This is a genomic window from Streptomyces sp. NPDC001985 (assembly GCF_040296845.1).
Classification (GTDB): domain Bacteria; phylum Actinomycetota; class Actinomycetes; order Streptomycetales; family Streptomycetaceae; genus Streptomyces.
Window position 1 is genome coordinate 33671 of sequence record NZ_JBEOYB010000015.1, and the last position, 13831, is coordinate 47501.

General features: G+C 72.3%; 11 protein-coding genes. 4 read left to right on the forward strand and 7 right to left on the reverse strand.

Annotated elements, in window-relative coordinates; translation table 11 throughout:
• Nucleotides 1–24: 24 nt before the first annotated feature.
• A complete protein-coding gene (locus ABT122_RS09165) occupies nucleotides 25–2442 on the reverse strand; it encodes a serine/threonine-protein kinase (protein ID WP_351547719.1) in 2418 nt (805 codons plus the stop codon).
• Nucleotides 2443–2727: 285 nt separating this feature from the next.
• Nucleotides 2728–4434, reverse strand: a complete 1707-nt coding sequence (locus ABT122_RS09170; protein WP_351547722.1) for a glycerol-3-phosphate dehydrogenase/oxidase — start codon at nucleotides 4432–4434, stop codon at nucleotides 2728–2730.
• Between the two features lie 263 nt (nucleotides 4435–4697).
• On the opposite strand from ABT122_RS09170, the gene ABT122_RS09175 reads away from it, so the two are divergent.
• Nucleotides 4698–5939: a nucleotide sugar dehydrogenase gene (locus ABT122_RS09175; RefSeq protein WP_351547725.1), complete on the forward strand. Its 1242-nt coding sequence runs from the start codon at nucleotides 4698–4700 to the stop codon at nucleotides 5937–5939.
• A gap of 89 nt (nucleotides 5940–6028) precedes the next feature.
• Here the strand turns inward: ABT122_RS09175 and ABT122_RS09180 are convergent, their stop codons facing one another.
• The 4 genes from ABT122_RS09180 to ABT122_RS09195 all read right to left on the reverse strand — a co-directional run bounded on the left by ABT122_RS09180 (nucleotide 6029) and on the right by ABT122_RS09195 (nucleotide 10340).
• Nucleotides 6029–7153, reverse strand: coding sequence for a GuaB3 family IMP dehydrogenase-related protein (locus ABT122_RS09180; RefSeq protein ID WP_351547728.1), 1125 nt, complete (start codon nucleotides 7151–7153; stop codon nucleotides 6029–6031).
• A 115-nt stretch (nucleotides 7154–7268) separates the two neighbouring features.
• The gene (gene guaB / locus ABT122_RS09185) at nucleotides 7269–8771 is read right to left on the reverse strand and encodes an IMP dehydrogenase (protein WP_351547731.1); all 1503 of its coding nucleotides are present in this window, start codon (nucleotides 8769–8771) and stop codon (nucleotides 7269–7271) included.
• Between the two features lie 116 nt (nucleotides 8772–8887).
• The gene (locus ABT122_RS09190; RefSeq protein WP_351547734.1) at nucleotides 8888–9463 is read right to left on the reverse strand and encodes a sigma-70 family RNA polymerase sigma factor; all 576 of its coding nucleotides are present in this window, start codon (nucleotides 9461–9463) and stop codon (nucleotides 8888–8890) included.
• A gap of 265 nt (nucleotides 9464–9728) precedes the next feature.
• A complete protein-coding gene (locus tag ABT122_RS09195; protein ID WP_003948568.1) occupies nucleotides 9729–10340 on the reverse strand; it encodes a response regulator transcription factor in 612 nt (203 codons plus the stop codon).
• 438 nt (nucleotides 10341–10778) lie between these two features.
• Between ABT122_RS09195 and ABT122_RS09200 the strand changes: the two genes are divergently transcribed.
• Entirely contained in the window at nucleotides 10779–11156 is a 378-nt protein-coding gene (locus ABT122_RS09200) for a WhiB family transcriptional regulator (protein WP_351547736.1), read from the forward strand.
• A gap of 77 nt (nucleotides 11157–11233) precedes the next feature.
• On the opposite strand, the gene ABT122_RS09205 is transcribed toward ABT122_RS09200, so the two are convergent.
• Complete coding sequence (locus ABT122_RS09205; RefSeq protein WP_351547739.1) at nucleotides 11234–12133, reverse strand: LysR family transcriptional regulator; 900 nt, start codon at nucleotides 12131–12133, stop codon at nucleotides 11234–11236.
• Between the two features lie 81 nt (nucleotides 12134–12214).
• On the opposite strand from ABT122_RS09205, the gene ABT122_RS09210 reads away from it, so the two are divergent.
• On the forward strand, nucleotides 12215–12880 hold the full coding sequence (locus ABT122_RS09210; RefSeq protein WP_351547742.1) for an MOSC domain-containing protein: 666 nt from the start codon (nucleotides 12215–12217) through the stop codon (nucleotides 12878–12880).
• 66 nt (nucleotides 12881–12946) lie between these two features.
• Nucleotides 12947–13720, forward strand: coding sequence for an SDR family NAD(P)-dependent oxidoreductase (locus ABT122_RS09215; RefSeq protein ID WP_351547745.1), 774 nt, complete (start codon nucleotides 12947–12949; stop codon nucleotides 13718–13720).
• The last annotated feature ends 111 nt before the right edge of the window (nucleotides 13721–13831 follow it).

Consider the following 13831-nt stretch of genomic DNA (forward strand, 5'->3'; position numbering starts at 1 on the left):
AGCACTCACGATACGTGGCCCGGCTCAGCCTTTGGGCTTGAACGTGTCGAACGCCGTCTCGCGCAGCCGGGTGCACTCGGAGCCGTTCCACTCGCTCGCCCGGCAGCTCACCATGATCGAGTAGCCACGCTTCTCATCGACCTTGAATCCCCTGTTCAGGACCCGTATTCGGTCGCCCTGCTGGCGCCGCTCGAACTCCCAGTCCGCGACGGTCGGGTACCCGTTGAACTCGGCCTCCCTGACACCCAGGTGCTTGTACGCGGTGCTGGTCGAGCGCGTACCGGGGACCGCCGCGTTCCAGGCCGCCGCCGCGTCGTCGCCGGGGCTGCTGTTGAAGTCGACCTGGACCCGGGGGAAGCCTCCGCTCCTGCTGAAGATGCCGCCCGAGTTCTGGCCGGCGACACCGGTCATGGTGAAGCCCTCGGGCATGGCCATGGCGAAGCGGAAGCGGCCGTTCGACACCGGGGTGTAGCCGTCCGGGACTCCGCCGTCGGGCTCGGCGTCCGAGGACGCAGAGGAGTCGGTCTCCTTCTCCTTCTCCTTCTCTTCCTTCTCCTTCTCGTCCGCGCCGTTGTCGGCGGACTCCTCCGGGGAGCCGTCGGAGGTGGGCCCGGTGCCGGGGCCCGGCTCGGCCGAACCGCCCGTCTCGCCGGCGGTCGTCTTCTCGCCGCCGCCCGGGGTCCGGGCACCGGTCGACGCGGTGGTGTCGCCCTTGCCGTCGGAGCCGGCGCTCTCGCCGTCCCCGTCGGAGCCCCGGGTCAGATAGAGCACGGTGGCCACGACGGCGAGCACCACCACGGCCGCGATGACGGCCAGGGTGCGGCGGGAGACCACATCGGTGAGCGGCGCGCGGGCCCGCTGGACCGGCGGCACCGGCGGGCCGCCGTGCTGCGGGGCGACGGCCGGGGCACTCGCCAGCGGCGCGGGCCCGCCGCGCCCCCGGTCGGCAGCCGGGGACTTCGCCCGCGGCTTGACGGGCTGCGGGATCGGCGGCAGCGCCATCGCCCGGGTGGCGTCCACCGGCGGCTCCGGCGCGGCCGTCTCGGGCGCGAAGACCACCTTGGTCAGCAGGGCCCGGGCGCCCCGGTCGTCGAGCCGCTGGGCGGGGTCCTTGGCGAGCAGGCCGTAGATGACCTCTTCCAGGGGGCCCGCGTTCTTCGGCGGGTCGAGCGACTCGGTCATCACGGCGGTCAGCGTCGCGATGGCGGAGCCCTTGTCGTAGGGCGGGCAGCCCTCCACGCTCGCGTAGAGCAGTCCGCCGAGCGACCAGAGGTCGGCGGCCGGCCCGGGGCGGTGGCCGCGCGCCCGCTCCGGCGATATGTACGACGGGGCGCCGACCAGCATGCCGGTGGAGGTGATCGACGGGTCGCCCTCGACCTGCGCGATACCGAAGTCGGTGAGGACCACGCGCCCGTCGTCGGCGATCAGCACATTGGACGGCTTCACATCGCGGTGCAGGATGCCCTCGCGGTGCGCGGAGCGCAGCACGTCGAGAATGGCGAGCCCGACCTCGGCGGCCCGGCGGGGTGTCAGGGTGCCGTCCTCGCGGATGACTTCGGCGAGGGACTTGCCCTCGACCAGCTCCATCACGATCCAGGGGCGGTCGTCCTCGTCCACCACGTCGTAGACCGTGACCGCGCTGTTGTTGCGAATCCGGGCGATGGCCTTGGCCTCGCGGAGGGTGCGGGTGATGAGGCGGCGCTTCTCCTCGTCGTCGATGCTGTTGGGGAAGCGCAGTTCCTTGACGGCGACGGTGCGGCCGAGGGTCTCGTCCACCGCGCGCCAGACCGTGCCCATGCCGCCCCGGCCGAGAACGCCGCCGAGCCGGTACCGCCCGGAGAGCAGCCGCCCCTCGGAGTCCCGCGCCGGGGTGCCGGTCCGGCCCGAGGCGGAGCCGCGCCCGGGGGCCGATTCCCCCCGTCCGGAGGGCGTTTCACGGGGTGGGCTCTTCTCGGAGCCCGCGCCGCCGGTGGGGCGGGCGGGCTTCGCGGAGGTGTCACCCGGGCGGGAGCCGCGCGGCGTGCCGCCGCCCCGAGCCGCGGCCTCCCGCTCACCCGCTCCCGCGGTGACGCTCTCCTTGCCGGTCGTCTGGCGGGGAACGGTCCCGGAGCCGCGCGCCACGGGAGCGGCATCGGCCTTCGCCGCCGCGCCGCCCGCGGCGCGGCCGTCGGCCTCGGCGTCGCCGTGCGCGGAGCCGTCGCCCGCCGGCCTGGCCGGGTCGTCGCCGGACGGCTCAACCTCCGGGTCCGCCGCCGCGTCTGTATCCGCGTCAGCGGACGTGTCCCGGGCCCCGGAGCCGGACCGAGTCCCCGATTCCGCCGCGGTGTCCGCGTCCGGCGCGCCGGTGCCCCGGGACGCGCCGCCGGCTCCGCCCGGCTCCGGCGCCTTCGGGTCGGTGGACTCGTCCTGCTGGGGCTCCCGCGACTGCTCCGCCTCCGACATGCGTCCCCTCTGCGATCCGTGGTCTTCGCCCGCGCCTGCCGCTCCCGCGCGATGCGGTAACACGCCTTGGCAGAGCCATCATTGTCCCTCACTCCGGGACCGGCACTTCTCCCGGGTCCGCCGACCACCGGCGCGGCCCCGAGGGTCCGAGCATCCACCATGCCATTCCCCGGCGCGAACCCGGCCGTCCGTCCACGCCGGTGGCACGGGGCGGACGGACGGTGCGTCACGCGCCGCGCGCCCCCGGGGCCGTGGCCCGGAAGGCGCGCCCCGGACGCCGCCGGGTCAGAGCGGCACGATGTCCGGCGCTCCCAGCCGCGCCGCGTCGGCCGTCAGGTCGTCGGGCTGCCGCTGCGATTCCCGCTCGGCCTGGACCCGCTTCTCGTAGTGCTCGACCTCCTTCTCGACCTGCGCCTTCTCCCAGCCCAGCACCGGGGCCATCAGCCGCGCGCACTCCCGGGCGCTGAGGGTCCCCCGGTCGAAGGTCTCGATCGAGATCCGGGTGCGCCGGGTCAGCACATCATCGAGATGGCGGGCGCCCTCGTGGGAGGCGGCGTAGACGATCTCGGCCCGCAGATAGTCGTCGGCACCGGTGAGCGGCTCACCGAGCGACGGATCGGCGGCGATCAGCGCGAGCACCTCCTCGGTCAGCGAGCCGTACCGGTTGAGCAGATGCTCCACGCGCACCACATGGAGGCCGGTGCGGGCGGCGATCCTCGCGCGCGCGTTCCACAGGGCGGTGTAGCCCTCGGCGCCGACGAGCGGGACATCCTCGGTGACACAGTCGGCGACCCGCTGGTCGAGTCCGTGCACCGCCTCGTCCACCGCGTCCTTCGCCATCACCCGGTAGGTGGTGTACTTTCCGCCCGCGACGACCACCAGACCCGGCACGGGGTGGGCCACCGTGTGCTCGCGGGAGAGCTTGCTCGTGGCATCCGACTCCCCGGCGAGCAGGGGCCGCAGGCCCGCGTAGACGCCCTGGACGTCATCGCGGGTGAGGGGGACGGCCAGCACCGAGTTGACGTGCTCCAGCAGATAGTCGATATCGGCGCTGGAGGCCGCCGGGTGGGCCTTGTCGAGATCCCAGTCGGTGTCCGTGGTGCCGACGATCCAGTGCCGCCCCCAGGGGATGACGAAGAGCACCGATTTCTCCGTGCGCAGGATCAGCCCGGTGGTGGAGTGGATGCGGTCCTTGGGCACCACCAGGTGGATGCCCTTGGAGGCGCGCACATGGAACTGGCCGCGCTCGGCGATCAGCGCCTGGGTGTCGTCCGTCCACACCCCGGTGGCGTTGACCACCTGCTTGGCGCGGATCTCGTACTCGCCGCCGCCCTCGACGTCCTGGACACGGGCGCCCACCACCCGCTCGCCCTCGCGCAGAAAGCCGACGACCCGGGCGCGGCTGGCGACCCGCGCCCCATAGCTCGCGGCGGTGCGCACCAGCATCGCCACATAGCGGGCGTCGTCCATCTGGGCGTCGTAGTACTGGAGGGCGCCGACCAGGGCGTCCTTCTTCAGGCAGGGCGCCACCCGCAGGGCGTGCCGCCGGGAGAGATGGCGGTGCACCGGCAGACCCCGGCCGTGGCCCGACGACACCGACATCGCGTCGTAGAGCGCCACGCCCGATCCGGCGTAGATCCGCTCCCAGCCCTTGTGCTGGAGGGGATAGAGAAAGGGCACGGGCTTGACCAGGTGCGGCGCCAGCCGCTCCAGCAGCAGCCCGCGCTCCTTGAGGGCCTCGCGGACCAGCGCGAAGTCCAGCATCTCCAGATAGCGCAGCCCACCGTGGATGAGCTTGCTGGAGCGGCTCGATGTGCCCGACGCCCAGTCGCGGGCCTCCACCAGTCCGGTGGAGAGCCCTCTTGTCACCGCGTCCAGTGCCGTGCCCGCGCCGACCACGCCGGCGCCCACGACCAGGATGTCCAGCTCCCGCTCGGCCATGGCCGCGAGAGCCTGGGCGCGCTCCTCGGGTCCCAGTGTCGCTGTCTTCACTGCGCTTGCCTCCCGTCGCCCCCGTGTACCCCTGCGCGGGCCCGGTACTCCCCCGTCCCGACCGGGCTCACCACATCGATTCTGTCCGCAGTGGCCCACTTCAGCCACCGCCTGTGGACAAACCCCCCGCCGACGCGGACAACCACGGCCGCGCAATACCGCATAACGGTCATATTTACGCCTAGTCTGACATTGCGCCCGCCCGTTCCGCCCACAGGGCTTGCGCCCACGCTCCCCTCCGGCTAAGGGAAGGACGGCCACTCATGCCCGCAGACCTCGCCGTCATCGGACTCGGTCACCACGGCCTGCCCCTCGCCCAGGCCGCCGTGGCCGCCGGCATCGAGACGATCGGCTACGACACCGACCCGCGACAGCTCACCGAACCGGCGGCGGGCCGCACCCCCGCCGACATCCGCCGCATGCTCTCCGGGGGGTTCCGGACCGTCACCGACCCGGCCGAGCTGGGCCGCGTGCGCACCGCCGCCGTCTGCGCCCCCACCCCCCTCGGCCCGGACGGCAATCTCGACCTCACCGCGCTCGGCGAGGCCGCCCGCGCCCTGGCCGCCCGGCTCCGCCCGCACACCACGGTGCTGCTCGAATCCGCCGTACAGCCCGGGACGACGGAGTCCTTCCTGCGCCCGATCCTGGAGGACGGCTCGGGGCTGCGCGCGGGCCGCGACTTCCACCTCGCGTACTCCCCCGGCCGGGTGGACCCCGGCAGCCGGACCCACGACTACGCCAACACCCCCAAGGTCATCGGCGGCCTCACCCCCGCCTGCACCGAGTCGGCCGCCGCGTTCTACGGACGGCTCACCGACAAGGTCGTCCGCGCCCGGGGGCTGCGCGAGGCCGAGACCGTCAAGGTTCTGGAAACCAACTTCCGCCATGTGAATATCGCGCTGGTCAATGAGATGGCGGTGCTCTGCCATGACCTGGGCGTCGACCTCTGGGACGTCATCCGCTGCGCCGAGACCAAGCCGTACGGCTTCCAGGCCTTCCGCCCGGGCCCCGGCGTCGGCGGCCACGGCATCCCGCTGGACCCGGGGACCATCCCGTGCGGCGGACGCACGCCCGGCCACCCACTGCGCATGGTCGGCCTGGCACAGGAGATCAACACCCGGATGCCCCAGTATGTGATCCAGCGGTGCGCGACCCTGCTGAACGAGCACGGGAAGTCGGCCCGGGGCGCCCGGGTGCTGCTGCTCGGTGTCACCTACAAACCGGACCTCGCCGATCTCGCCGGCTCCCCCGCCGACGAGATCGCCCGGCGGCTGATGGATCTGGGCGCCTCGGTCAGCTACCACGACCCCTGGGTGCCCGACTGGCGGGTGCGCGAGCGGCCCGTCCCCCGCGCGGACTCCCTCTACGAGGCCGCGGCGGCGGCGGATCTGACCGTGCTGGTCCAGCACCACCGCACCTACGACCTCCAGAGCCTGGCCGTGAAGGCCCAGCTCCTCCTGGACACCAGGGGCGCCACCCCGGCGGGGGCCGCCCACCGGCTGTAGCGCGCCGGGGATACGAGGGAGGGGCCCGGCACCGATTCCCGGTGCCGGGCCCCTCCCGCGTATCCCTCCCGCCGAACCGTCCGGGACGGTCAGCGGCTGTGCTGCGAGTCCGCGACCGTCACCTCGACGCGCTGGAACTCCTTCAGCTCGCTGTAGCCCGTGGTGGCCATCGCGCGGCGGAGCGCCCCGAAGAAGTTCATCGAGCCGTCCGGGGTGTGCGAGGGGCCGGTGAGGACCTCCTCCATGGTGCCCACGATGCCCAGGTCCATCAGCTTGCCGCGCGGCACGTCCTCGTGGACGGCCTCCATGCCCCAGTGGCGGCCCCGGCCCGGCGCGTCCGTGGCGCGGGCCAGCGGGGAGCCGATCATCACCGCGTCCGCGCCGCAGGCGATGGCCTTGGGGAGGTCGCCGGACCAGCCCACACCGCCGTCGGCGATGACATGGACATAGCGACCGCCGGACTCGTCCATGTAGTCCCGGCGGGCGGCGGCGACATCGGCCACCGCGGTCGCCATCGGAACCTGGATGCCCAGCACATTGCGGGTGGTGTGGGCGGCGCCGCCGCCGAAGCCCACGAGGACACCGGCCGCGCCGGTGCGCATCAGGTGCAGCGCGGCGGTGTAGGTGGCACAGCCACCGACGATCACCGGAACATCCAGCTCATAGATGAACTGCTTCAGGTTCAGCGGCTCGGCCGCGCCGGAGACGTGCTCGGCGGAGACGGTGGTGCCCCGGATGACGAAGATGTCCACACCCGCGTCGACCACGGCCTTGGAGAACTCGGCGGTCCGCTGCGGGGAGAGCGCCGCGGCGGTCACCACGCCGGAGTCGCGCACCTCCTTGATCCGCTGCCCGATCAGCTCCTCCTTGATCGGAGCCTCGTAGATCTCCTGGAGGCGGCGGGTCGCGGTCTCGGCCGGCAGCTCCGCGATCTCGTCGAGCAGCGACTGCGGGTCCTCGTACCGCGTCCACAGGCCCTCCAGGTTGAGGACCCCGAGGCCGCCCTGCTCACCGATGCGGATCGCGGTCTGCGGAGAGACCACGGAATCCATCGGAGCGGCCAGGAAGGGCAGGTCAAAGCGGTAGGCATCGATCTGCCAGGCGATCGAGACCTCCTTCGGGTCCCGTGTGCGCCTGCTCGGAACGACGGCGATGTCATCGAACGCGTACGCCCTGCGACCGCGCTTGCCGCGCCCGATCTCGATCTCAGTCACCTTGTATGGCCTTTCCCTCTACGTCTGCGCTACCAGTATCCCCGACACACCCGAAAGGGCGGCTCCGGAGACCGGAGCCGCCCTTTCCGGACGCGTACGCCCGCTTGCCCGCCCGCTACTTCCTGCTGTAGTTCGGCGCCTCGACCGTCATCTGGATGTCGTGCGGGTGGCTCTCCTTGAGCCCCGCCGAGGTGATCCGGACGAACCGGCCCCGGTCCTGGAGCTCGGGGACCGTGGACCCGCCGACATAGAACATCGACTGGCGCAGCCCGCCCACGAGCTGGTGGACGACGGCGGAGAGCGGACCCCGGTAGGGCACCTGGCCCTCGATGCCCTCGGGCACCAGCTTCTCGTCGGAGGCGACGCCCTCCTGGAAGTAGCGGTCCTTCGAGAAGGAGCGCTGCTCGCCGCGGGACTGCATCGCACCGAGCGAACCCATGCCCCGGTAGGACTTGAACTGCTTGCCGTTGATGAAGAGCAGCTCGCCCGGCGACTCCTCGCAGCCCGCGAGCAGCGAGCCGAGCATCACCGTGTCGGCGCCCGCGACCAGGGCCTTGGCGATGTCGCCCGAGTACTGGAGGCCGCCGTCGCCGATGACCGGGACACCGGCCGCCTTGGCGGCGAGCGCCGCCTCGTAGATCGCGGTGACCTGCGGTACGCCGATGCCGGCGACCACGCGGGTCGTACAGATGGAGCCGGGGCCCACACCCACCTTGATGCCGTCGACACCGGCGTCGATCAGCGCCTGGGCGCCGTCGCGGGTGGCGATGTTGCCGCCGATGACATCGACGCCGGAGGCATTGGACTTGATCTTGGCGACCATGTCGCCGACCAGCCGGGAGTGGCCGTGGGCGGTGTCGACGACGATGAAGTCGACGCCCGCCTCGATCAGCGCCTGGGCCCGCTCGAAGGCGTCACCGGCGACACCGACGGCGGCGCCGACGAGCAGCCGGCCGTTCTTGTCCTTGGCGGCGCTCGGGTACTGCTCGGCCTTGACGAAGTCCTTGACCGTGATCAGGCCCTTGAGCACACCCGCGTCGTCGACCAGCGGAAGCTTCTCGATCTTGTGGCGGCGCAGCAGCTCCATGGCGTCCACACCGGAGATCCCGACCTTGCCGGTGACCAGCGGCATCGGGGTCATGACCTCGCGCACCTGACGGCCGCGGTCCGACTCGAAGGCCATATCGCGGTTGGTGACGATGCCCAGCAGCTTGCCGCCCCGGTCGGTCACCGGGACACCGCTGATCCGGAACTTCGCACACAGCTCGTCGGCCTCACCGAGCGTCGCGTCCGGGTGGACCGTGATCGGGTCGGTGACCATGCCGGACTCGGAGCGCTTCACCAGGTCGACCTGGTTGGCCTGGTCGGCGATGGAGAGATTGCGGTGGAGCACGCCCACGCCGCCCTGGCGGGCCATGGCGATGGCCATCCGAGACTCGGTGACCTTGTCCATGGCCGCGGAGAGCAGCGGGATGTTCACCCGTACGTTCTTCGAGATGTACGAGGAGGTGTCGATCTGGTCGGGCGCCATGTCCGAGGCGCCCGGCAGCAGCAGCACATCGTCGTAGGTCAGCCCGAGTGTCGCGAATTTCTCGGGCACTCCGTCGACGTTGGTCATGACACCTTCCCCAATGGCCTTGATCGGTGCGGATGTCCATGCTAACGGCCCCGGACGCCCACTCATTCCACGATCAAGAACACCCGGTGGCCCGCACCGCCCGCGCGGGCCGCCGGCTACTGCTCGGCGAGGGCGCGCAGCCGGCTGAGCGCCCGGTGCTGGGCGACCCGGACGGCACCGGGCGACATGCCCAGCATCTGCCCGGTCTCCTCCGCGGTCAGACCGACCGCGACCCGCAGCACCAGCAGCTCCCGCTGGTTCTCCGGGAGGTTGGCCAGCAGCCTCTTGGCCCACTCCGCGTCATCGCTGAGCAGGGCGCGCTCCTCCGGGCCGAGCGAATCGTCGGGGCGCTCGGGCATCTCGTCCGAGGGGACGGCCGTGGACCCCGGGTGACGCATGGCCGCCCGCTGGAGATCGGCGACCTTGTGGGTGGCGATGGCGAAGACGAAGGCCTCGAAGGGCCTGCCGGTGTCCCGGTACCGGGGCAGTGCCATCAGCACCGCGACACAGACCTCCTGGGCGAGGTCCTCCACAAAGTGGCGAGCGTCACCGGGCAGCCGGTTGAGCCGGGTGCGGCAGTAACGCAGCGCGAGCGGATGAACATGCGCGAGGAGATCGTGCGTGGCCTGCTCGTCGCCGTCGACGGCACGGTGAACGAGCGCACCGATCACCGTGGTGTTGTCGTCACGCATCGGTCCATGGTGCATGGACCGCGGCTCATCCGTGGCACTGTGCCCCATGTTGTGCACCGAAGCGTTATGAGCAGGTGCGCCGGAACTCATCGCCTGCGCCCTCCCCTTCCGCTCGCCGGACTCGTCCCCGAGGAACTCCACACCTCAAGGATGCGGCATCGCGCGGGAAACGGGCGCCCGCGGTCGCCCGTCTCCCCGCCCACCGTACGGCGGGCGGGGTTCCCCGCATGCTCCCGGCACCCGTCAGCGGCGCCCGGGCCGCCCTCTAGCGGACCAGGCCCCAGCGGAATCCGAGCGCGACGGCGTGCGCCCGGTCCGACGCGCCCAGCTTCTTGAACAGCCGGCGCGCATGGGTCTTGACCGTGTCCTCGGAGAGGAACAGCTCACGGCCGATCTCCGCGTTGGACCGGCCGTGGCTCATCCCTTCGAGCACCTGGATCTCCCGTGCGGTGAGGGTGGGCGCGGCGCCCATCTCGGCCGAGCGGAGCCGGCGCGGGGCGAGCCGCCAGGTCGGGTCGGCGAGCGCCTGGGTGACGGTCGCGCGCAGCTCGGCCCGCGAGGCGTCCTTGTGGAGATAGCCGCGGGCCCCCGCGGCGACCGCGAGCGCCACCCCGTCGAGATCCTCGGCGACCGTGAGCATGATGATCCGGGCCCCGGGGTCGGCGGAGAGCAGCCGGCGGACGGTCTCCACGCCGCCGAGGCCGGGCATGCGGACATCCATGAGAATGAGATCCGAGCGGTCGGCGCCCCAGCGGCGGAGGACTTCCTCACCGTTGGCCGCGGTCGTCACGCGCTCGACGCCGGGCACGGTCGCGACCGCGCGGCGGAGCGCCTCTCGGGCAAGCGGGGAGTCGTCGCAGACGAGGACGGATGTCATGGCCGCCCTCCGCAGCTGATGCGCGTCACCTTGAGCCTCCAGGCTGGGTACGTTTCTTCACCTGAGCGGTTGAACGCCTTCGGACATGTGCCCGAGCGCCTGTTCCTGCAACCGCCTCCGCACTATCAACGACGGTCACTCGAAAGAGTTACGGCCCTGCCCGCACTCTTCAGCACTCCCCGTGAGGGGGCGTGCGCGGCGGTGAGCACTGCGGGGGAACGGTTCTCCTCCCACCCCTCCTGCCACGAATGCACCATTTAGCTGATTTTCTTCACATTGAGTGGTGTCTGTGGCTAGATTCGCAATGAGTCATATTTACATCTACTAACACAGTAGATGTACGGTCGTGGGGCAGCGTGGGTGCCGGATGCGGCTCGCATCTCCGCTCGCGCGCCCACCCGACCGATCCGCTCAGCACGGTTTCAAGGGGCAAGCGCTATGGCAGATTTCTCCCGCCTTCCCGGACCCAACGCCGATCTCTGGGACTGGCAGCTCCTCGCGGCCTGCCGCGGGGTGGACAGCTCGCTCTTCTTCCACCCCGAGGGAGAGCGGGGCGCGGCGCGCAGCGCGCGCGAGAACTCGGCGAAAGAGGTGTGCATGAGGTGCCCGGTCCGAGCGGAGTGCGCGGCACACGCCCTGGCGGTGCGCGAGCCGTACGGCGTGTGGGGCGGCCTGACGGAGGACGAGCGCGAGGAGCTGATGGGGCGGGCGCGGCACCGGCTGGTCCCGGCGGCGAGCGCGGCCGGGGCCGGAGGGCCGGGGGGACAGAGCGGCCCCGATGGTCCGGGCGGCCCGGGCGGCCCGGACCACGACTGAGGCCCCCACCCGGCCGGCTATCGGCAGAAACGTTCCTTCTCGGCGCGCGCGGCCGGGATTCCCCCGCCCCGGGAGCGTCAGCGCGAGGCCGCGCGGCTCAGCTCGTCCAGGGTGGCCGCCACCGCGGGGACCTGCGAGAGGTCCGGCAGAGTGAGGGCGACGATCTCGCGGATCACCGGCGGCTCGACGGCGACCGTCCGCGCCCCCTTGGGACGTACCGACTCCAGCGCCAGCTCCGGCAGCACCGCCACCCCCAGACCCGCCCCGACCAGGCCGATCACCGCCGGGTAGTCGTCGGTGGCGAAATCGATACGGGGAGTGAAACCGGCCTCCTCGCACACCTCGACCAACTGGCGGCGGCAGCGCGGGCACCCCGCGATCCAGGGGTCCTCCGCCAGATCGCCGATGGTGACGGCGCCCGCGCCGGCGAGCGGGTGACCCTCCGGGACCAGCCCGACGAGCCGGTCCGAGAGCAGCGGCCGGACGATCAGATCGCCCCAGTCGGCCTCCCGCTCGGGCGCCCCCCGGTAGCGGAAGGCCAGCGCGATGTCGCAGTCCCCCTCGCGCAGCATCTCCACCGAGCGCGGGGGCTCCGCGTCCACCAGGGAGACCCGGGTGCCGGGGTGGGCGGCGCGCAGCGCCGCGAGGGCCGCGGGCACCAGGGTGGAGCTGCCGCTGGGGAACGAGACCAGCCGGACCCGCCCGGCCCGCAGCCCCGCGATGGCCGCGATCTCCTCCTCGGCGGCGGTGAGCCCGGCGAGAATGCCGGAGGCGTGGCGCACCAGCACCTCACCGGCCTGGGTCAGCCGCATCTCCCGGCCGGTGCGGATCAGCAGCGGAGTGCCGGCGGAGGTCTCCAAAGCCTTCATCTGCTGGCTGACGGCGGGCTGGGTGCAGCCCAGGGTGCGGGCGGCGGCGGAGAAGGAACCGCTGGCGGCGACCGCGCGCAGGACTCGGAGATGACGGGCCTCAATCACCCTTCGAATATAAGCGACCCTTGGAGATATGGGTAATTATTCGCTGGATTGTTTGATCTAGAGGGGTTTAGCGTGACCTCCATGAAGCTTCTGACCGTGAACACGGGCCCGCGCAGGCCCACCGAGTACAGCGACGCCGCCCTGACCGCCATCGACAAACGGCCGGTCGACGGGCCGGTCTGGGTCTCGGGCCCCGGGCCCAAGGGAGTGGGCGGCAGCGGGCTGGCGGGTGACGAGATCGGCGATCCGCGCCACCACGGCGGGGACGATCAGGCGGTGTACGCGGTCGCCCGGGAGGATCTGGACTTCTGGGAGGGGGAACTCGGCCGCCCGCTGCGCAACGGGATCTTCGGCGAGAACCTCACCACCTCGGGGATCGAGGTGAACGCCGCGCTGGTCGGCGAGCGGTGGCGGATCGGCGGGCGCGCGGTGCTGGAGGCGACCACCGGCCGCATCCCCTGCCGCACCTTCGCGGCGTGGATGGGCGAGAAGGGCTGGGTGCGGCGCTTCACCCGGCAGGCCAGGACGGGCGCCTATCTGCGGGTCGTCGAGCCGGGCCCGATCCGGGCGGGCGACCCGGTGGAGATCGTGCACCGGCCGGACCACGGGGTCACGGTGACCATGGCCTTCCTCGCCGGGACCACGCAGCGCACCCTGCTGCCCGAGGTGCTCGCGGCGGGCGAGGCGCTCCACTCCGAACTGCTCGCGACCGCCCGGGCGTACACCGCCGCGCGGAGCGCCGGATAGGGCGGGGCGCCGCCGGGCGCACGGGCGGGTGCGCCGCCGTCCGGCGCGGGCACTAACGTGCCGCTTATGACAACTGCACTGATCACGGGCGCGACGGCGGGCATCGGGGCCGCCTTCGCGCGGCGACTCGCCTCCGATGGACACAATCTGGTGCTGGTCGCCCGTGACAAGGCGCGGTTGGAGGAGTACGCCACCGAACTGCACGACCGGCACGGCATCGAGGCCGAGGTGCTCACCGCCGACCTCGCGGAGGAGGAGGGGATCGCCTCGGTCGCAAGGCGGCTCTCCGATCCCCGCAACCCGGTGGACCTGCTGGTCAACAACGCCGGCTTCGGCAACAAGGGCCGCTTCCTCGATGTGTCCATGGCCGATGAGCTGACCATGCTGAAGGTGCACTGCGAGGCGGTGCTCCGGCTCACCGAGGCGGGCGCGCGGTCCATGCGGGAGCGCGGCCGGGGCGGGGTGGTCAATGTGGCGTCGGTGGCGGCCTTCGTCCCCCGGGGGACCTATGGCGCGTCCAAGTCGTGGGTGGTCCAGTTCACCCAGGGCGCGGCCCGGGACCTCGCCGGGACCGGCGTGCGGCTGATGGCGCTCTGCCCCGGTTTCGTACGCACCGAGTTCCACCAGCGGGCGGGGATGGGAACGGAGAACATCCCGGGGTGGATGTGGCTGGACGCGGACAAGCTGGTGGGGGCGGCGCTGACGGATCTGGCGCGCGGCCGGACGGTCTCGATCCCCGATCCCCGGTACAAGGCGCTGATGGGGCTGGTGAAGCTGGCGCCCCGGGGGGTGCTGGGCGGGGTCACCTCCCGGACGGGCCGCAAGTACGGACCGCGGTAGCCGGGGCGGCTCCCCGGCATCCGGGCACCCGGGCACCCGGGCACCCGGGCACCCGGGCACCCGGGCACCCGACGGCGGGACGGCACCGGGCGGGCGGGGTCGGGCGGCACC

What these genes read in the sequence shown, in the direction of transcription:
- ABT122_RS09165 (WP_351547719.1), bottom strand. Translation starts at nt 2,442, where the DNA reads ATGTCGGAGGCGGAGCAGTCGCGGGAGCCCCAGCAGGACGAGTCCACC.
- ABT122_RS09175 (WP_351547725.1), top strand. Translation starts at nt 4,698, where the DNA reads ATGCCCGCAGACCTCGCCGTCATCGGACTCGGTCACCACGGCCTGCCC.
- guaB (WP_351547731.1), bottom strand. Translation starts at nt 8,771, where the DNA reads ATGACCAACGTCGACGGAGTGCCCGAGAAATTCGCGACACTCGGGCTG.
- ABT122_RS09190 (WP_351547734.1), bottom strand. Translation starts at nt 9,463, where the DNA reads ATGCGTGACGACAACACCACGGTGATCGGTGCGCTCGTTCACCGTGCC.
- ABT122_RS09195 (WP_003948568.1), bottom strand. Translation starts at nt 10,340, where the DNA reads ATGACATCCGTCCTCGTCTGCGACGACTCCCCGCTTGCCCGAGAGGCG.
- ABT122_RS09200 (WP_351547736.1), top strand. Translation starts at nt 10,779, where the DNA reads ATGGCAGATTTCTCCCGCCTTCCCGGACCCAACGCCGATCTCTGGGAC.
- ABT122_RS09210 (WP_351547742.1), top strand. Translation starts at nt 12,215, where the DNA reads ATGAAGCTTCTGACCGTGAACACGGGCCCGCGCAGGCCCACCGAGTAC.
- ABT122_RS09215 (WP_351547745.1), top strand. Translation starts at nt 12,947, where the DNA reads ATGACAACTGCACTGATCACGGGCGCGACGGCGGGCATCGGGGCCGCC.